Below are 19,252 nucleotides of genomic sequence, written 5' to 3'. Positions count from 1 at the left end.
ACTTTCAGGTAGTTACTCAGGCGGCGCGGCGCTGCTCGCGCGACAAATGCAGTTCGACCGTCGTGCCGCCGCCCTGGCAGGCATGCACGTCGAACGTGGCGTCGATGCGCTGCGCGCGCTCGCGCATGATGTGGATGCCGACATGGCTGTCGCCTTTTTCCAGCACGGCGCAAGCGTCGAAGCCGACGCCATTATCGCTGATCGTCAGCGTAAAATCCTGGTGATCGGCGAGGCGCACTTCGACGTGGCTGGCCTGGGCGTGCTTGCGGATGTTCGACAGCGCTTCCTGCACGATGAATAATAGCTGCAATTGCTGCTCGCGGGGGAATGGCGCGCCATCGACGTCGGCCAGCAGTTCGGCGTCGATGCCCGTCTGGCGGCGGAATTTGTCCACGGCCGCGCGCAGGGAACCGATCAAATCGTCCTCCATCAGGCGGCTGCGGAAGTTGGCCAGCAGTTCGCGCACGTCTTCGTAGCTTTCCTTCACGCCCGCATGCAGAGCCGGCACGATGCCCGCCACCTCGTCGAAACGGGCGTTGCGCACGGAGTCGTCGAGCATCTGCACTTGCAGGTTGAGGAAATTGAGGCTTTGCGCGATGCTGTCGTGCAGTCCCTGCGCCACCAGGTTGCGCTCTTCGGAAATGGCCATTTCGCGCTCGCGCGCGGCCAGGCGCAGGTTTTCCAGCGCGATGCCCAGCAGCTGGCCCAGGGTTTCCAGCAAGGCCAGCTCGCGCGCGGAAAACACGCGCGCATGGCGGAAATGCAGGTTGAAGAAGCCCAGGTGCTGTTCGTGCGCATGGATATGGAAGACGGAGACGGTGGCAAAGCCCTCGCGGTGGCAGCGCAGTTCGTGCGCCTTGTCGATGCGGCGCATGTCGTGCACCTTCGCCACCTTCATCTCGACGGCCGTGCCGCACAGGCAGTCGCCCACCTTCAGGCAGTGTTCCGACGCCACCAGTTCCTCGGACAGGCCCGTATGCACGACCATGTGCAGGTTGCCCCGCTCGGCATCGAGCACGCGCACGGTGGAGCCGTCGGCCTCGAAATAATCGACGATGCGCTGCATGAAGCCGCCGCAAATGTCTTCCAGGGGCTGCGGGCGCTGCAGGAAAGCGGCGCTTTCGTACAGCAGCGCCAGTTCGCGGTTGCGGTACTCGAGCGTGGCCGTCTTGCTGCGCACGCCCTCTTCCAGGTTGCCGTACAGCGCCTGCAGGCGGTCGGCCATCTGGTTGAAGCCGCTGGCCAGCTGGCCGAATTCGTCATTGCTCTCGACAGCCAGGCGCACGCTGAAATCGCGCTCCTTCATGCGCTGCATGCCCAGGCGCAGCCGCGTGACGGGTTCGATGATGAGCATGAACATCAGGTAAATCATGCTGACCGTGCCGATGACGGCCATGCCGACGAGGATCAGCTGCGAGGCGCGCAGCCAGAAGGTGCGCTGTTCGCTATCGTGCTCGATCAGGCGCACCAGTTGATCGACCTGCCCCACGAAGGAGTCGGCGTCGCGCTCGAACTGGCGCGCGCGCGCGGTGGTATCGGCGGCCAGGGCGGACGGGCGCAAGGCGCCGCGCCAGGCCGTGCCGATGCGTTCGAATTCGGATTTGATGGCCGTGCTGGGCGGCAGGAACAGGGGGCGCTGCGGGTCGCCATGGCCGATCTTGGCCAGGGTCTCGTCGATCAGCAGCACTTGCTGGCGCGCCTGTTCGCGCGCGTCGCTGGCAAGCAGCAGGGTCAGGCGGTAGGTCTGCATGCGCAGCCGGCCCGTCTCGTTGATGGCGGCCGAACTGCCTTCAAGCTGCCACGACAAAAACAGGGTGCAGCCGATGGCACTCAAGGCCAGCACCAGCATGAGCAGCAGCGCGCCGACGATCTTGGTCGACAGCTTCTGCCAGGAGGAAAACATCGCCTTGAATTTCATACCGCCCTTGAATGTAAATGCAAACTGCCTCAGCCGCCCGTCTGCGCCATGAACCTGATAATTTTATCGGGCTGCGTATTGAAATCATGCTGCTGCGGCTTCAGTTCGATGGCGGCGCGGATCGCCGCCTCGATCTCCGCATCCGTGGCCCCGCCGCGCAGCAGGGGGCCGAGGGCGAATTTCTCTTCCTGGCCCAGGCACAAATACAGGGTACCATCGACGGACAGGCGCACGCGGTTGCAGGTGGCGCAAAAATGCTGCGACATGGGCGTAATGAAGCCGATGCTCGAGCGGCCATCGGCTGTCGCCATGTAGCGTGCCGGCCCGCCACCGAGTTCCTGCGCCTGCGGCACCAGGCCAAAGCGGGCCGCCAGGCGCTCGCGCACGGGACCGAGCGGCATGTAGCTGGCATTGCGGCCCGTACTGCCCATGGGCATGGCTTCGATCAGGCGCAGGATGAACTGCTGCTCGATGCAAAACGCCGCCATGGCCTCGATCTGGCCGTCATTGACGCCGCGCATGGCCACCATATTGATCTTGATCGGGTCGAAACCGGCCGCCTTGCCCGCCATCAGGCCGTCCAAAATAGGCTGCAGGCTGTCGCGCCCCGTGATCTGCTGCATGCAGGCGCGGTCGAGCGAATCGAGGCTGACGTTGATGCGGTCCACGCCCGCCGCGCGCAAGACCACGGCATGCTTGCCCAGCTGGGTGGCGTTGGTCGACAGCGACAAATCCTGCAGGCCGGGCAATGCCGTCAGCCGCTGCGCCAGTTCCGGCAGATTACGGCGCAACAGCGGTTCGCCGCCCGTCAGGCGCACGCGGCGCGTGCCGAGCCGAACGAAGATGCCCATCAGGCGCTCGATCTCGTCGAACGTCAGCCAGTCCTTCGGCTCTTCGAAACCGCGAAAGCCCTTGGGCATGCAATAACTGCAGCGCAAGTCGCAGCGGTCGGTGACGGACAGCCGCACATAATCGATCGAACGGCCAAAACGGTCCTGCAACTTGACGCTACCCATGACGCTACTCCTGTTTCTTCCTTGATTGTAAAGGCTGGGGCACGATCTGGCTGTGCCCCAGAAGGCCTAGCGGCCTACGCCTTTCGGCCTACGCATTCCTACTTACTGAACCAGCGGGCTGGCCGTGCCTTCGACGCTTGCACCTTCCAGTTTGATGCCCGCGATCTCGGCGCGCCCCACCAGCAAGTGCAGATACTGGTGCACGGCCCGCTGCCACGCGGCCCGCGACAGGCGGTCGGCGATCTGCGCCTGCACGGCCTCGTAGGCGATGGGCTGGCCTTCGACCCGGCGCAGCACTTGCACGATGTGGTAGCCGAAGCGCGTTTCCAGCAAATGCCCGGCCAGCGCGCCCGCTTCCAGGCGGAACAGCAGCGCGTCGAACTCCGGCACGCTCTGGCCCGGCGACAGCTGGCCCAGATTCCCCCCCAGAGCGCCCGACGGACAGTTTGAATACTGCGCCGCCAGTTCGCCGAAGCGCTCGGGCGCCAGCTTCAAAGCGTCGAGCACGGCTTGCGCCGTCGTGCGCAGCAGCGCCAAAGGCGCTTCCGGCGTCACCTGGAACAGGATGTGGCGCGCCTCGACCAGCGCCCCGCTGCAAAACAGCTGCGGGCGCTGCGCATAAAAGGTGCGGCAGGCCGCATCGTCGGCGGGCGGCACGCGCACTTCCTGCGCAAACAGCGCTTCGATGCGGTCATCAATACTGTCGCCCTGCACGCCGAGGCGTTCCGCTTCGTCCAGCAGCAGCCGGCGCAGCACCAGTTCATGCACGGCCTGCTTCAAAGGATTGCCGGCGCCGTCGTGATGCGGCAGTTCCTGCGCGATGTCGGCATCGTCGATATCGATGCCATTGACGGAGATTCCCATGATGTGACTCCTTTCTTAGCGGCGGCGCACCAGTTGATAGGCGCGGCCCAGATAGCCGATGGCGCCGAAACCGCTCCACACGTGCACCAGGCGGGTGAACGGGAAGATGACGAACAGCGACATGCCCATGAACAGGTGCAGCTTGAACACCAGCGGCGCATCGACGATGAAGCTGGCGGCGTCGCCGCGGAAGGTCACGATGTGCTGCGCCCAGTTCATCAGCAAGACCATCATGTGGCCATCCATGTGCGAAGCCGAGACGAAGATCGAGGACAGGCCCAGCAGCAAGGTCAGCAGGATCCACAGCATCACCAGCTTGTCGCCGGCCGTGGTGACGGCGCGCAGCCGGTCGTTACTGAAGCGGCGCACCAGCAGGATCAGCAGGCCAACCAGGCACAGGCCGCCCATCACGCCGCCGGCCGCCATGGCCACGCCCTGCTTCAGGCTGTGCGACACGCCCAGGGTATCCCACACCCAGACGGGGGTGAGCAAGCCGGCCGCATGGCCGAACAGCAGGCCGATGATGCCGATGTGGAACAGGATATTGCCCAGGCGCAGGCTGCCGCGGTGCAGCAGCTGGCTGGAATCGGACTTCCACGTGTATTGCTCGCGGTCGAAACGGATCAGGCTACCGAGGAAAAAGATGGCCAACGCGATGTATGGATAAATGCCATACACAAATTGATGCAAGTAATTACTCATGATGTACTCTCCTCATGCGGACGCGCTTCAAGCGGCGCGCCGCGGCTGCGGGTGAAAATGCACGGGATGGACGCCGCCCGGAACCTGGGCCGGACCTTGGCGCAGCAGCGGTTCGACGCCGTCCGCACCGGGACCGAAGGTTTCCAGCGCTTCATCCATGTCGCGCACCGGCGGTTCGGCCAGCATTTCCGCCGCCACGGGGCTCAGGCGTTCGAGCAAGGTGAAGACGGGCGCGTACGGGCTGCCGTTGGCCGTCAGCTTGCGGCCGATGTGCGCCAGCACGTGGACGGCGTCGCCCAGCAGCGGTGCCGAAGCTTCCTCGTCGAGCTGTGCGAGAAATTCCAGGAACAGCGGCACGAAGTCGGGCAAGTCGTCGCCCACCATTTGCAGGCCATGGCGCTTGTATTCCTCCATCAGGTCAACCATGGCCTGGCCCCGGTCGCGCGATTCGCCGTGGATATGCTCGAACAGATGCAGCGAGTGCGACGGATTGCGGTCGAACGTGGCCACGTACTGCTGCTGCAGGTCGATCAGGCTGCTGCTTTCCAGGTGCGCCAGCAAGGGCCGCAGCAGCGCGTGCTGCTCCGGCACGGCCGCCAGCGCGGCATCGAGCTGCGGCAGATGCGCGATCAGCTCGGGCTCCGGATACAGCAGCAGGCGCGAAAGGACTTGGTAGTGATGCATAGCGTATTCCATATCAGCTCCTTAAGCGCCAGGCGCCGTTTTGCGCGACTTCGGCATCTGCATGAAGATGGCCGAACCGTGTTTTTTCTTGCCGAACAAGGTCGGTTCGCTGGTGCCGTCCGAGCAGCCGTTGCCGAAGCTGAAGCCGCATGAACCCTTCTCGTTGAAGCTGTCCTCGGCCATTTCCTTGTGACTGCTGGGGATGACGAAGCGGTCTTCGTAATTGGCGATGGCCATGATGTGGTACATGTCCTCCACCTGCGCCTTGCTCAAGCCCACCTGTTTCAGGACCGTGAGGTTTTCCACCTTCTCGACGGTCTTGCTGCGCATGTAGGCACGCATGGCCAGCATGCGGTCCAGCGCCGTGACGATGGGCGGCTGGTCGCCGGCCGTCAGCAGATTGGCCAGGTACTGCACGGGAATGCGCAGGCTTTGGGTGTCCGGCAGCATGCCGTTCACGCCCAGCTTGCCCGATTCGGCAGCCGCCTGGATCGGCGACAGCGGCGGCACGTACCACACCATCGGCAAGGTGCGGTATTCGGGATGCAGCGGGAACGCCACTTTCCACTCGACGGCCATCTTGTAGACGGGCGACTTGACGGCCGCTTCCAGCCAAAGGTCGGGGATGCCCTGACGGCGCGCCTCGGCGATGATGGCCGGGTCGTGCGGATCGAGGAACAGGTCGAGCTGCGCCTGGTACAGGTCCTGCTCTTGCGGCACGGAGGCGGCGGCTTCGATCTTGTCGGCGTCGTACAGCAGCACGCCCAGGTAGCGGATACGTCCCACGCACGTTTCCGAGCACACGGTAGGCTGGCCAGCTTCGATGCGGGGGAAGCAGAACGTGCACTTCTCCGCCTTGCCGGACGACCAATTGTAGTAAATCTTCTTGTACGGGCAGCCGGAGATGCACATGCGCCAGCCGCGGCACTTGTCCTGGTCGATCAGCACGATGCCGTCGTCTTCGCGCTTGTACACGGAGCCCGATGGGCAAGACGCCACGCACGTCGGGTTGAGGCAATGCTCGCACAGGCGCGGCAAGTACATCATGAAGGTATTTTCAAAGGTGCCGTACATCTCCTTCTGCATGTTGTCGAACAGTTTATCCTTGCTGCGCTGTGCAAACTCGCCGCCCAGGTCATCTTCCCAGTTCGGACCCCACTCGATTTTTTCCATCTTTTTCCCCGTCAGCACGGAGATCGGACGGGCCGTCGGCGGCGTCTGCGACAGCGGCGCGCTTTGCAGGTGCTCGTAGTCGTAGGTGAACGGCTCGTAGTACTCGTCGATGGCGGGCAGGTTCGGGTTGGCGAAGATATTCGCCAGGATCTTCAAACGGCTGCCCTGGCGCGGCTCGATCTTGCCCGCATCCGTGCGGCGCCAGCCGCCATTCCACTTGTCCTGGTTTTCCCACTGTTTCGGATAGCCGATGCCGGGCTTGGTTTCCACGTTGTTGAACCATGCGTACTCGACGCCGTCGCGGCTGGTCCATACGTTCTTGCAGGTGACGGAACAGGTGTGGCAGCCGATGCACTTGTCCAGGTTCAGCACCATGCCGATTTGCGCTCTGATTTTCATACTATGCTCCTTGTTCCTGCAACGGCCCTTCGAGCCAGTCGACCTTGTTCATCTTGCGCACCAATACGAATTCATCGCGGTTGGAGCCCACCGTGCCGTAGTAATTGAAGCCGTACGCCAGCTGGGCGTAGCCGCCGATCATGTGCGTCGGCTTGGGCACGGCCCGCGTCACCGAGTTATGGATGCCGCCCCGCTTGCCCGTCATCTCCGCGCCGGGCACGTTGATGATCTTTTCCTGGGCGTGGTACATCATCGTCATGCCGGCCGGGATGCGCTGGCTGACGATGGCGCGCGCCGTCAGGCTGCCGTTCACGTTGAAGACTTCGATCCAGTCGTTGTCGACGATGCCGGCAGCTTGCGCGTCCGTCTCCGACAGCCACACGTGCGGTCCGCCGCGCGACAATGTCAGCATGCGCAGGTTGTCCGAATACGTGGAGTGGATGCCCCACTTCTGGTGCGGCGTCAAAAAGTTCAGCGCCAGTTCCTTGTTGCCGTTCGGCTTGGTGCCCAGCAGCGCTTCCGTCGTCTTCGTGTTAATCGCCGGCTTGTAGACGCACAGTCCCTCGCCGAAATCGCGCATCCACAGGTGATCCTGGTAGAACTGCTGGCGGCCCGTCAGGGTGCGCCAGGGGATCAGTTCATGCACGTTGGTATAGCCGGCCGTGTAGCTGACTTCTTCGCTTTCCAGGCCAGACCAGGTGGGCGAGGAAATGATCTTGCGTGGCTGCGCCTGCACGTCGCGGAAGCGGATGCTGTCATGCTCGCGCGGCAGCGCCAGGTGCGTATGGTCGCGTCCCGTGATGGAGGACAGCGCGGCCCAGGCTTTCACGGCCACGTGGCCATTCGTTTCCGGCGCCAGCGACAAAATCATCTCGGCCGCATCGATGGCCGTGTCGAGGCGCGGCTGGCCCTGCGACACGCCTTCGTCCAGTACCGTGCGGTTGATGCCGCGCAGGACGTCGACTTCATGGCCCGTTTTCCAGGAAATGCCCTTGCCGCCATTGCCGATGGTTTCCAGCAGCGGGCCGATCGAGGTGAACTTCTTGTAGACGTCGCGGTAATTGCGCTCGACCACCGTCATGTTCGGCATGGTCTTGCCGGGAATGGCTTCGCATTCGCCGGCGCGCCAATCCTTGGGATCGAAAGGCTGGCCCAGTTCGCCCGGCGTGTCGTGCATCAGCGGCGTGAGGATGATGTCTTGCTGGGTGCCCAGCAGCTCGCCGCCGATTTCCGAGAATTTCTCGGCCAGGCCCTTGTAGATTTCCCAGTCCGACTTCGATTGCCACAGCGGCTGCACGGCTTCGGACAGCGGGTGGATGAACGGATGCATGTCCGACGTATTCAGATCGTCTTTTTCATACCAGGTGGCCGTCGGCAGCACCACGTCGCCGTACAGGCAGGTGGTCGACATGCGGAAGTCCAGCACCACGAGCAAATCGAGCTTGCCTTCGACGGCCGGGCGCACTTTCACCTGTTTCGGCGTGAGGCAGTCTTCTTCGTCGCTGAGCAAGCCGTTTTGCGTGCCCAGCAGGTATTTCAGGAAGTACTCGTGGCCCTTGCCCGAGCTACCCAGGATATTCGAGCGCCAGACGAACATATTGCGCGGGAAGTTGGCCGGATTGTCCGGATCGTCGCACGAGAACTGCAGCTGGCCCGCCTTGATCTGGTCGAGTGCATACGCGGCCGGCTTCTGGCCTGCGGCGGCGGCGGCCTTGGCCACTTCCAGCGGATTCGTTTGCAGCTGCGGCGCCGATGGCAGCCAGCCCATGCGCTCGGCCTTGGCGTTGTAGTCGAGCAGGGTCAGGTCGCCCGTGCCGCCGGCCGCCGATGGCGAAGCGATGTCGCCCGTTTCCAGCTTTTCGTGGCGCCACTGGCTCGTGTGGGCATAGAAGAACGAGGTGCCGTTCATCTGGCGCATCGGACGTACCCAGTCCTGGGCGAAGGCCAATGGCGTCCAGCCCGTTTGCGGACGCAGTTTTTCCTGGCCCACGTAATGGGCCCAGCCGCCGCCGGACTGGCCGATACAGCCGCACATCATCAGCATGTTGATGATGCCGCGGTAGGTCATGTCCATGTGGTACCAGTGATTCAGGCCGGCGCCCACGATGACCATGCTCTTGCCGCGCGTCTGGTCCGCGTTTTCCGCGAACTGGCGCGCCACGGTGATGACGTCGGCGCGCTTGACGCCCGTGTGCTTTTCCTGCCATGCGGGAGTGTACGGCACGTCGTCGTCATAGCTTTCCGCCACGTTCTCGCCGCCCAGGCCGCGGTCGATGCCGTAGTTGGCCAGGGTCAGGTCGAACACGGTGGTCACGAGGCCCGTCGTGCCGTCGGCCAGGCGGATGGTTTTCACCGGCACCTTGCGCAGCAGCATGTCGGACGCGTCCTTGCCGCCGAAGTAGGCAAAGCCCACTTCCGTGACGGCGTCGCTGTCGTTGATCATGGAGAGCATCGGCACGATGGGTTCGCCGCTGCCGCCCGCCTTTTGCTCCAGGTTCCACTTGCCCGACTCGCCCCAGCGGAAGCCGATGGAGCCGGCCGGCGCGGTAATCGCACCCGTGGTCTCGTCGATGACGAGGGTCTTCCATTCCGGGTTGTTGGTTTCGTCGAGGTTGTTGTCCAGGTGCGAAGCGCGCAGGAAGTAGTCGGGCACGAGGGTACCGTTATGCTCCTTGAGCAGCACCAGCATGGGGAAGTCCGTGTACTGGCGCGCATAGTCGCGGAAGTAGGCGCTCTGCCCCTCCGAGTGGAATTCCTTGAGGATGACGTGGCCCATGGCCAGCGCCAGCGCGGCGTCCGTGCCCTGCTTCGGCGCCAGCCAGATGTCGCCGAACTTCACCATTTCGCCGTAATCGGGCGAGATGGCGACGGTTTTCGTGCCCTTGTAGCGCACTTCCGTGTAGAAGTGGGCGTCCGGCGTGCGCGTCATGGGCACGTTCGAGCCCCACACCATCAGATAGGTCGAGTTGTACCAGTCGGCCGATTCCGGCACGTCCGTCTGCTCGCCCCACACTTGCGGGCTGGCTGGCGGCAAGTCGCAGTACCAGTCGTAGAAGCTCAGGGCCACGCCGCCGATCAGCGACAGGTAGCGCGTGCCGGAAGCATAGCTGACCATGGACATGGCGGGAATCGGCGAGAAGCCGACGATGCGGTCCGGGCCGTATTTCTTGATCGTCAGCGCATTTGCGGCGGCGATGATTTCATTCGATTCTTCCCACGTGGCGCGCACGAAGCCGCCCAGGCCGCGGATGGATTTGTACTGCTGCGAGCGCACGGGGTCCTGGCTGATCCAGTCCCAGGCCGTGACGGGGTCCATGGTCTTGCGCGCTTCGCGCCACATTTCCATCAGGCGGCCGCGCACCATCGGGTATTTCACGCGCTGGGCCGAATACACGTACCAGGAATAGCTGGCGCCGCGCGGGCAGCCGCGCGGTTCGTGATTGGGCAGGTCGGGCCGCGTGCGCGGGTAATCGGTTTGCTGGGTTTCCCAGGTGATCAGGCCGTTCTTGACATACACCTTCCAGCTGCACGAGCCGGTACAGTTCACGCCATGCGTGGAACGCACGATCTTGTCGTGCTGCCAGCGCTGGCGATAGGCGTTTTCCCAGGTACGGTCTTCATCGACCACGGTGCCATGGCCGTTTGAAAACGGCTCGGCGGGCTTGCTAAAAAATTTCAGGCGGTCCAGAAAGTGACTCATGCTACCTCCACAGTGCGCCGCCGACAGCGGCGCCAGGTCTTAAAAAACGCTGCAAGCAGATTGGCTCAAGCGTCGATACAAACAGTCTATCGATGCGCCGCGCCCGGCGGTATTGGCAAGAAGTCGGTTTCCGGCACCAGGAATGCATAGGCGCGTAGTCACCCGGATAGTCACTATTGCCTATGGGCGGCAAGGCGGAGCTACGGTATACCTGTCGCCATCGTTCAATCAGGAGAAAACCATGAGCATTACCGATTACGCCAGCCTGCTGCGCAGCGCCCGCAACCAGGAGCAGCCGCAACGCCTGCTGTTCACCTTTACCCAGGCGCAGGCCCAGCCTGGCGGCCAGGGCAAGTCCCTCACGCCCGTGATGTGCGCCGACAAACTGCCCGAGGAACTGGACAGCTTCGAGACGTTGAAGGAAGAGTCGAAACAGATGCAGACGCACTGGGACGTGGTCTTCGTGGCGGGACTGGCGGGGCGCGAGGGCCAGCCGCCCGCCGCGCAGGAATGCGAAGCACCGCTGCGCGCCATGGTGACGGCCATCGAGCAAGGCCGCATCGACAGCCTGCTGGCGTTTGACCGCAGCGGGGATTTGTTACGTTTTAGCTGACGGAACTTGTCGGATGACGGCCTGCGGCCTAATCCGACCTACGTGATTGATGTAGAGCAAGGTAGGTCGGATTAGCGTAGCGTAATCCGACACCTTGTTGGCGGCACGTTTCGGATTACCTGCCCGCATCGGGCCAAGGGCGCTCGTGCAAATGACGCGCCCTTTCTATTGGACACACGAGGGGCAAGAACTGCTGCTGGCGCGCCGAATACGCCATCAGCGCCCCGCTGTCGATGTCGAAATACCATCCATGCAATTTCAACACACCCTGCTCCACCCGGCGCTTGAGCCACGGGTAGGTGAGCAGATTGTCCAGCGACTGCAATATGCTGGCCAGTTCGCACGCGTGGTGCTGTTCCGCCGACGAGCGGTGCGCCAGCTCGCGCCGCACTCTTTGCGCCACCGGTTCGGCGATGCGCATCCACTGTCCCACGAAGTCCGTTTCCTGCCCCTCCGCGCGCGGCTGCGGTTCCAGCAGCGCGCGGATGCCGCCGCAGCGCGCATGTCCGAGCACGATGACCCTCGCCACTTCGAGCTTGCAGACGGCGAACTCGATGGCCGAACTGACGCCGGGTGGCGCCTCGGGCGTGCACGGCGGCACGAGGTTGGCGATATTGCGCACGACGAACATGTCGCCCGGGTCGCTGCCCGTCAGCAGCATGGGGTCGACCCTTGAATCGCAGCAGCCGATGAGCAGGGTCGAGGGCCGCTGCCCGTCGCGCAGGCTGTCGTACAAGGTTTGCGGCTCGCTGAAATACTGCTGTTGAAACAGGCTGAAGCCGTTGACGAATTTTTCCAGTTCTTCCATGACTACCTCTTACTGTGTTCAACGCCGGGCAAGCAGGACTCGCCCGGCGTTCTGACGCTGACTAGCAAGGCATAGGCGCGTTCTTGCGCGCATAGCACCACCAGGTGATCGCGATGCAGCTGACATAAAAGCCGATGAAGCACCACAGGGCCGCGTCGGGGCTGCCCGTCAGCGCAATCGAGGTGCCATAGCTTTTCGGGATGAAGAAGGCGCCGTAGGCCGCCACGGCCGACGTGAAGCCCAGGACGGCGGCGCCTTCCTTGTTGGCGTCGACGATGGCTTGCTCCTGCGCCGCCTTGCCCTTGCCGGCCGCAGCGCGCTGGTGTTCGGTCAAAAAGATCACGGGGATCATGCGGAAGGTCGACGCGTTGCCGATGCCCGTGCCGGCGAACAGCAGCATGAACATCCAGAAGAAGCCATTGAAACTGCCACCCACTCCGCCTTGCGGCATGAAGTACAGCACGCCCAGCACGGCGGCTATCATCAGCAGGAAGGACCACAGGGTGACTCTGGCGCCGCCCAGTTTGTCGGAAATCACGCCGCCGGCGACGCGCGCCAGGGCACCGACGAGGGGGCCGAGGAAGGCGTAATCGAGCGGGTTCACGTCGGGGAACTGGATCTTGATCAGCAGCGGAAACGCGGCCGAATAACCGATGAAGGAGCCGAAGGTGCCCGTGTACAGCCAGCACATGAGCCAGTTGTGCTTGCGCTTGAAGATCACGGCCTGCTCGGAAAACGACGCCTTGGCCGATGCCAGGTCATTCATGCCGAACCAGGCCAGCAAGGTCGACAGCGCGATGAACGGCACCCAGATGAAGCCCGCGTTTTGCAGCCACATCTCCTTGCTCACGCCATTCTTGACCCAGGTGAGCGAATCGCCACCCCAGGCGCCGAAGACGGCAAACGTGATCACCAGCGGCACGACGAACTGCACCACCGACACGCCCAAGTTGCCCAGGCCCGCATTCATGCCCAGCGCGAAACCCTTGCTTGCCTTCGGATAGAAAAAGCTGATGTTGGCCATCGACGAAGCGAAATTGCCGCCGCCGAAGCCGCACAGCAGGGCCAGGATCAGCATGGTCGGGTAGCCCGTGTTCACATCCTGCACGGCCAGGCCGATGCCGATGGCGGGAATCAGGAGCGAACCCGTGGAAATGGCCGTCCAGCGGCGCCCGCCGAAGATCGGCACCATGAATGAATAAAAGATGCGCAAGGTGGCGCCGGACAGGCCCGGCAAGGCCGTCAGCCAGAACAGCTGGTTGTTACTGTAGGTGAAGCCGATGTTGGGCAGGTTGACCACCACCACGCTCCACACCATCCACACGGCGAATGCCAGCAGCAGCGCGGGGATCGAGATCCACAGATTGCGCGCGGCCGTGGCCTTGCCCGTGTTTTGCCAGAAGCTCGGGGTTTCCGGCTCCCACGTATTGATCATGTAGCGGCTCATGCTTTAGCTCCTGCGAGTTGGTTGGTAGGTGCCGCGCGCAGCGGCTTGAACGAGAAATACATCCAGACGAGGGAGACGCAGACGGTGCCGTACAGGAGCATGAAGGAGCTCGATCGCACGCCCGTGAAGTCCACCAGGGCGCCGAACATCACGGGCAGGATGAAGCCGCCCAAGCCGCCGGCCAGGCCGACCACGCCCGAGACGGCGCCGATGTTGTCGGAAAAATCATCACCGATGAACTTGAAGACGGACGCCTTGCCCACGGCCATGGCGATGCCGACGATGAACAGCAGCACGGTGAACCACAGCGGCGACAGGCCGATATGGAAGGCCAGCGGACCGGTGACGGTTTCCACGACCATCTGTGTTTGCGGATACGACAGCAGGAAGAAGCACACCCAGCACACCCACATCACGGCCCAGGTGACTTTCGCCGCGCCGTATTTGTCGGAGATCCAGCCGCCCATGGCGCGCAGCACGCCGCCCGGCAGCGAGAAGCAGGCGGCCAGCAGCGCCGCGTGTTTCAAATCAAAACCGTATTCGGCCACGTAATACTTCGTCATCCACAGCGCCAGCGCCACGTAGCCGCCGAACACCACCGAGTAGTACTGGCAGTAGCGCCATACGCGCGGGTCCTTCAGCACCTTCATCTGCGCGCTGAAGCTTTCGCCCGATGGCGCCAGGTGCGATTTGTCCGTGTACGAAAACAGCCAGAAGATGATGGCCGTGGCCAGCATGGCTACCGCATACACCTTGGGCAGCATCTGCCAGCCGAAGGCGGCGACGATGCCGGGGGCGACGAACTTGGTCAGCGCGGAACCGGAGTTGCCGGCGCCGAAGATGCCCATGGCCAGGCCGCGGCGCTCCTTTTCATACCAGCGCGCCACGTAGGGCGTGCCGACGGAAAACGAGCCGCCCGCCAGGCCCACGAACATGCCCAGCACGAGGAAGTGCCAGTAGGCGGTGGCGTAGGAGATCAGGTAGATCGGCAGCACGCTGGCCAGCATCAGCCAGAAGAAGACGCGGCGTCCGCCGTATTTGTCCGTCCAGATGCCCAAGGGCACGCGCACGAGGGAACCCGTCAGCACGGGCATGGCGGCCAGCAGGCCGAATTGTGTTTCAGTCAAGCCCAGGCTGCTCTTGATGGGGATGCCCAGTACGGCAAACATCATCCATACGGCGAAGCAGATGGTAAATGCGAAGGTGCTGCTGATCAGCACGGACGCCTGCTTGCGCCGCATGCCGGGTTCGACTGCCTTGTTACTACTGTTGTTCTTAGTGCCATCTAGGGTAGCCACGATGTTTCTCCATGAATGCACTGGCCGTCTGGCCAGCCGTCCCGACCAGCTTACGTGGCGGAGTCGAAAGGCACTATCGGCCACAGGGTGATTCTGGAAAGGCAATCTGGATAGCCGCATCGGCAAAAGTGACTAGATGACGTGGCATATGCCTAGCCTGGATGGCGGGTGTTTTACAAACGCATGTATTTTTGGCACACTCGGCGCCTGGAGAAAAGGAGCGGCATGCAAGACATTCACGAAGCAGACGGGATCATCACGCGCGCGGCGCTGCCGGGCGACGTGGACGCCATGCTGGCCTGCGATGCGTATGCGCAGGCGCACCCCAGCCGGGGCGAGGCCGTGCGCGCCGCCGTCGGCCAGGGGCACTGCCAGGTGGCCATCCGGGCCGGCCAGGTGGCAGGCTATGTCCTCACGCGCGACGATTTTTTCGATTACGGCTTTGTCTCGCTGGTGGTGGTCTCGCCCGCGCATCAGCGCTGCGGCGTGGGCGTGCGCCTGCTGGCCGCCGCCGCAGCCGTGTGCCAGACAGACAAAATATTCACCTCGACGAACCAGTCCAACGGCGCCGCGCAACGGCTGTTCGCCAGCGCGGGTTTCATGCGCAGCGGCCAGATCGACCATCTCGACGAGGGAGACCCGGAGCTCGTGTACATGAAATGGTGCCGCTGATTGCGCGTCCTTCCGACGGCGTATGGCGCGGCGCGCCAAAGGCGGCTATGCTGGCGCCACTTTGACTAACGACCGCAGGGACATATGGACTATCTGAGCCTCAAGCATTTCCACATGGGCTGCGCCGCCGCCAGCGGTTGCCTTTTCCTCTTGCGCGGCGCGTGGATGCTGCGCGCCTCGCCCGCCCTGCAGCAGCGCTGGGTCAAAGTGCTGCCGCACCTGGTCGACACGGCCTTGCTGGCCAGCGCCATCACCCTGGCCGTATGGAGCGGCCAGTCGCCCGGCAGCCAGCCCTGGCTGGCCGCCAAGCTGTGCGCGCTGGTGGCCTACATCGTGCTGGGCACCATCGCCCTGAAACGGGGCAAGACGCCAGCCGTGCGCGGCACCGCCTTCGCGCTCGCCGTGCTGGTCTTCGCCTACATCGTCGGCGTGGCCGTCACCAAGCAGGCCTGGCCGCTCTGAGCGATTGCGGCCCGCCCAAGTGAAGGGCAATGATAATATTTACAACTTCATCGACAAGCGGGCCACCCTGGCCCCGCAGCCATACCTGAAAGGCAAACATGCAGCTATCCGAATTGCTGACCAAGCTGACCTGCGGCGACCTGGAAGGCGAGGAACTCGACGACGCCGTCGCCGCCATCACCGAGGCGCCCTCCGCGCCGCGCGAGGCATGGGTCGACAGCGATGTGCAAGCCTACGCGCTGGAACTCCTCTCGCAGCTGGGTGGCTACATGGCGTCGAGCGACAAGATCGACGAACTGCACGAACAGATACAGGACATGTTCGACGAATTCCCCGACTTCCCTTACGCACTGCTCAAGGAAAGCGGCGGCAGCGTGCTGCCCTATTTCGAGTGGCTGGACACGGAACTGGCGCAGCGCGCCGTGGACGAAGGCGGCTATGACCTGATCCAGATCGACGGCAACGGCTCCGACGAAATGGATGCGCTGGTCGTGTACCGGCGCGATACAAACGACATCATCCAGGCGGCGGCATTGATGGGCGTGACGATAGGCCGGCCGCTCGCCTACTATCGCGGCATCGATGCGATGGCGGGCAAGCGGCCAGGGTAAGACTTACTGCATCGGCAAGGCGCTCACGTCGACGGCAGGCGCCTGGCCCGTGGCTGGGCGCGTGAAGTTCTGGCTGGTCTTCACGTAGTCGGCGAAGAAGCCGCCGTTACGCAGGTAGAACTTGCCGTTTTCCAGCCCGCCCGCATAATCCATGCGCTGTGCATTCGTGGCCGTGGCGTCGCCCGTGAACCTCCCGGCCGTCACTTCCGACCAGGTACCGGAAACTTTCCTCGCCCACTGGTTGCCGAACTGGACGCGGCGCTCCGTGTAGCCCAGGGTATCGATGAAGTTCTCGAGGAAGGAATGCACGCCCGTCAGGTACGTGGAGATCGCGGGCCGCTTCCACGTGGCGATGTAGCGCCACTTGCCCGTCTCGGGCGCGAAGAACCAGGCCGAGTAATCGCTGCCGCCATTGCCGTCGGGCCGCGCGCGCGTGATGAAGCGGTACGTCGTGCCGGCCGCCCAGTTATACGACAGATAGGTCTGCCCGCCCGTGCCCTCGCCGCCAAAGGCGTTGTCGACCACGCCGGCGCCCTTGCTGACCAGGGTGGTCTTGGCGCCATTGTCGGCGTCCCACACGGAAAACAAGATCCAGCGCTCGCTCGGCGACTTCACCTGGATGCCCATGTAGCCCTGGCTGAAGCCATTGGCCATGAAGTAGGAGCCGATGGCGTCCTGGCCCTTGGGAATCGTCATCTCGTTATAGAAATACTCGGTATTGGCCGGCACCGTATAGCCCATGTGCACGGACGGGCCGCGCCGCGACCAGTAGTAATTGGCGGGATCATTCGCGTAGGTGAGCGCGGCGTTCGACGTCACCTTCAGCGCCGCCACGTCGCCGAACGTGCCCTTCACGCGTGTCAAGCCCTGCATGTCGACCTTCACATAGCCGGCGGCCGGCACATTGACCGTGCCGACGGCATAGGTCTTGCGCTCCTTGCCGGCCAGCTTGACGTCGAACGGCGTGCCGTTGATCTTCACGCGGATGGTGCTGTTGCCGCCATCGGCCAGGCTGGCGTCGAGCGCCACCTGCACGGGTCCCGCCTCGGCCACGCGGAAATACGTGCTGGCGACGGCATCGGGGCTGCTCCAGCCGGCCAGGCCGCGCTCGTTGATGACGGCGCCTGCATCCCCGCTGGTGATGAAGGCGTTGCCGGCCAGTTCCACGGTCGCCGTCGTGGCGGGCGCCGCCACGCTGGCCGCCAGCAAGGCCGTATTGCCGTTGCCCGTGGCGGTGGCGCCGCCGCAGGCTGCCAGCAGCAAGGGCATGGCGGGAAGGATGGCATAGAGTAATGAACTTCTGTGTTTCATCGACGTCTCCTGGTGGTACAGCTTTGCGGCGGGCGAACACGGGCCTGCGCGCCTGCGCCGCGGTTGAAAAACTGGGTGGATAGAAAAAACCCGCTACGGCAACTGCTGCGGTAGCGGGTTGTGCAGGCTTAGTACTTGCCGTCGAGCGCGAAGATCGGCTTGCGCGATTTCCACTGCCCGCCCGTGAAGTCCGGGAAGTCCAGGGTCTGGAAGTTGGCCGCGATCGACTGTTCGGACAGCGGCGTGATGGCGCTCCACGTCACGGCATCGTAGATATCGATCGGCATAGGCGCATTCGCCTTGAGCGCTTCGACAAAGGCGTGGATGACGAAAAAGTCCATGCCGCCGTGGCCCGCGCCTTCCGCCTGCGCCGCGTATTTGCGCCACACCGGGTGGTCATATTTGTCCTGGTAGGTCTTGAAGTCATCCCACTGGTGCGGTTTGCTGACGCCTTCGATGTGGATCGAATTGTTCAAGTCCATCCACAGGCCGTCCGTGCCCTGCACGCGGAAGCCCAGCGAGTACGGGCGCGGCAGGCTCGTATCGTGCTGCAGGATGATGGTTTCGCCGTTCTCGCACGCCAGGGTGGTGGTGACCACGTCGCCCAGCTTGAATTTCACCTTGGCGTTCGCATGCTGCGCGCCGCCCGGCTGCTTGACGATGTAGTCGTGCAAGCCGCGCGCCTTGGTGGCGAAGGCGTTGATGCGCGTAAAACGGTTGCCGCGGTTGATGTTGGTGTACATGGCGCACGGGCCGATGCCGTGGCTAGGATACAGCTCGCCATTGCGCTCGACCGAGTGCTGCGTGCGCCAATGGGCTTCCGACCAGCCCTTCTCGCCGAATTCCACGCCGCCGCCATACGGCTTGGCCGGATTGCCGCTGTTGAATTTCACGGCGCGCAAATCATGCTGGTAGCCGCCCTGCAGGTGCAGCAGTTCGCCAAACAGGCCCGCGCGCACCATCTGCAGCGCGGCCATCACATCGCGGCGGTAGCACACGTTTTCCAGCAACATGTACGGCGTGCCCGTCTTCAGCTGGGTGTTCAGGACGTCCCAGTGGTCTTGCAGGGTGATGCCGGCCACCACTTCGCAGCCGACGGCGATCTTCGCCTGCATGGCGGCGATCGCCATCGGCGCATGGAATTCCCACGGCGTGGCGATGATCACGCCATCGAGGCCGCCCGCGTCCAGCATGCGCTTGTACGCTTTCTGGTCGCGGTCTTCGCCGTACGTGCGCGGACGCGGCTTGCCGGCCTTGGCCACCTGGCCCAGCGCGTGCTTCAGCATGATCGGTTCGATGTCGCACAGGGCCACCACTTCCACGTCGTCGCGGCGCACCAGTTCGGCCAGCAGTACCTGTCCCCGCATGCCCGTGCCGATCAGGCCCAGGCGGACCTTGTCGCGGCCGGCGGCGGGTGCGGCGTTGGCCTCGCCAGGCAGCAAAGTGCTGCCGGCCATGGCGCCACCGGCCAGCGCGGCGCTGGCGGACAGGAAATTGCGTCGATTGAATTGTGTCGTCATTGGTCTCTTCTCGCTTCCATTGGTAATGATCGTCGCCGGCCCGCCGCGCGGCAG

The 19,252-nt window shown here is 63.7% G+C and carries 16 protein-coding genes; 4 read left to right on the top strand and 12 right to left on the bottom strand.

Annotated features, from left to right (window positions below; translation table 11 throughout):
• Positions 1 to 16 precede the first annotated feature (16 nt).
• The 7 genes from CLU90_RS03520 to CLU90_RS03490 all read right to left on the bottom strand — a co-directional run bounded on the left by CLU90_RS03520 (position 17) and on the right by CLU90_RS03490 (position 10,456).
• Complete coding sequence (locus tag CLU90_RS03520; RefSeq protein ID WP_232731060.1) at positions 17 to 1,903, bottom strand: type IV pili methyl-accepting chemotaxis transducer N-terminal domain-containing protein; 1,887 nt, start codon at positions 1,901 to 1,903, stop codon at positions 17 to 19.
• 44 nt (positions 1,904 to 1,947) lie between these two features.
• Positions 1,948 to 2,934 (bottom strand): GTP 3',8-cyclase MoaA, encoded by a 987-nt coding sequence (gene moaA, locus CLU90_RS03515; RefSeq protein ID WP_100427206.1) that lies wholly within the window; start codon positions 2,932 to 2,934, stop codon positions 1,948 to 1,950.
• Between the two features lie 102 nt (positions 2,935 to 3,036).
• Positions 3,037 to 3,798, bottom strand: coding sequence for a peptidylprolyl isomerase (locus CLU90_RS03510; protein ID WP_092716332.1), 762 nt, complete (start codon positions 3,796 to 3,798; stop codon positions 3,037 to 3,039).
• Positions 3,799 to 3,813: 15 nt separating this feature from the next.
• The gene (narI, locus tag CLU90_RS03505; protein WP_100427205.1) at positions 3,814 to 4,500 is read right to left on the bottom strand and encodes a respiratory nitrate reductase subunit gamma; all 687 of its coding nucleotides are present in this window, start codon (positions 4,498 to 4,500) and stop codon (positions 3,814 to 3,816) included.
• Positions 4,501 to 4,527: 27 nt separating this feature from the next.
• Entirely contained in the window at positions 4,528 to 5,196 is a 669-nt protein-coding gene (narJ, locus tag CLU90_RS03500; RefSeq protein WP_232731059.1) for a nitrate reductase molybdenum cofactor assembly chaperone, read from the bottom strand.
• Positions 5,197 to 5,205: 9 nt separating this feature from the next.
• A complete protein-coding gene (narH, locus tag CLU90_RS03495) occupies positions 5,206 to 6,756 on the bottom strand; it encodes a nitrate reductase subunit beta (protein ID WP_034751243.1) in 1,551 nt (516 codons plus the stop codon).
• Between the two features lies 1 nt (position 6,757).
• Positions 6,758 to 10,456 (bottom strand): nitrate reductase subunit alpha, encoded by a 3,699-nt coding sequence (locus CLU90_RS03490; protein ID WP_100427203.1) that lies wholly within the window; start codon positions 10,454 to 10,456, stop codon positions 6,758 to 6,760.
• Positions 10,457 to 10,697: 241 nt separating this feature from the next.
• Between CLU90_RS03490 and CLU90_RS03485 the strand changes: the two genes are divergently transcribed.
• Positions 10,698 to 11,069 carry a ribonucleotide reductase subunit alpha gene (locus tag CLU90_RS03485; RefSeq protein ID WP_092716324.1) on the top strand — a complete coding sequence of 124 codons (372 nt, stop codon included), beginning with the start codon at positions 10,698 to 10,700 and terminating at the stop codon, positions 11,067 to 11,069.
• A gap of 115 nt (positions 11,070 to 11,184) precedes the next feature.
• Here the strand turns inward: CLU90_RS03485 and CLU90_RS03480 are convergent, their stop codons facing one another.
• The 3 genes from CLU90_RS03480 to CLU90_RS03470 form a co-directional block, all read right to left on the bottom strand.
• Positions 11,185 to 11,877, bottom strand: coding sequence for a carbonic anhydrase (locus CLU90_RS03480; protein WP_100427202.1), 693 nt, complete (start codon positions 11,875 to 11,877; stop codon positions 11,185 to 11,187).
• Between the two features lie 61 nt (positions 11,878 to 11,938).
• Positions 11,939 to 13,324, bottom strand: coding sequence for a NarK family nitrate/nitrite MFS transporter (locus tag CLU90_RS03475; RefSeq protein WP_092716320.1), 1,386 nt, complete (start codon positions 13,322 to 13,324; stop codon positions 11,939 to 11,941).
• Positions 13,321 to 14,565: an MFS transporter gene (locus tag CLU90_RS03470; protein ID WP_100427201.1), complete on the bottom strand. Its 1,245-nt coding sequence runs from the start codon at positions 14,563 to 14,565 to the stop codon at positions 13,321 to 13,323. Before CLU90_RS03470 ends, CLU90_RS03475 begins: the two co-directional genes overlap by 4 nt.
• Before the next feature lie 282 nt (positions 14,566 to 14,847).
• On the opposite strand from CLU90_RS03470, the gene CLU90_RS03465 reads away from it, so the two are divergent.
• The 3 genes from CLU90_RS03465 (at position 14,848) to CLU90_RS03455 (ending at position 16,367) form a co-directional block, all read left to right on the top strand.
• Complete coding sequence (locus CLU90_RS03465; protein WP_100427200.1) at positions 14,848 to 15,294, top strand: GNAT family N-acetyltransferase; 447 nt, start codon at positions 14,848 to 14,850, stop codon at positions 15,292 to 15,294.
• A gap of 84 nt (positions 15,295 to 15,378) precedes the next feature.
• Positions 15,379 to 15,756, top strand: coding sequence for a SirB2 family protein (locus CLU90_RS03460; RefSeq protein ID WP_100427199.1), 378 nt, complete (start codon positions 15,379 to 15,381; stop codon positions 15,754 to 15,756).
• 98 nt (positions 15,757 to 15,854) lie between these two features.
• Positions 15,855 to 16,367 carry a hypothetical protein gene (locus CLU90_RS03455; protein ID WP_100427198.1) on the top strand — a complete coding sequence of 171 codons (513 nt, stop codon included), beginning with the start codon at positions 15,855 to 15,857 and terminating at the stop codon, positions 16,365 to 16,367.
• 3 nt (positions 16,368 to 16,370) lie between these two features.
• On the opposite strand, the gene CLU90_RS03450 is transcribed toward CLU90_RS03455, so the two are convergent.
• Together CLU90_RS03450 and CLU90_RS03445 are read right to left on the bottom strand one after the other, a co-directional pair.
• Positions 16,371 to 17,678 (bottom strand): DUF3472 domain-containing protein, encoded by a 1,308-nt coding sequence (locus tag CLU90_RS03450; RefSeq protein WP_232731058.1) that lies wholly within the window; start codon positions 17,676 to 17,678, stop codon positions 16,371 to 16,373.
• Between the two features lie 128 nt (positions 17,679 to 17,806).
• The gene (locus CLU90_RS03445) at positions 17,807 to 19,198 is read right to left on the bottom strand and encodes a Gfo/Idh/MocA family protein (protein ID WP_100427196.1); all 1,392 of its coding nucleotides are present in this window, start codon (positions 19,196 to 19,198) and stop codon (positions 17,807 to 17,809) included.
• Between the last annotated feature and the right edge of the window lie 54 nt (positions 19,199 to 19,252).

This window comes from Janthinobacterium sp. 67 (assembly GCF_002797895.1).
Taxonomy (GTDB): Bacteria; Pseudomonadota; Gammaproteobacteria; order Burkholderiales; family Burkholderiaceae_D; genus Janthinobacterium.
This window is presented reverse-complemented; position numbering and strand designations above follow the sequence as displayed.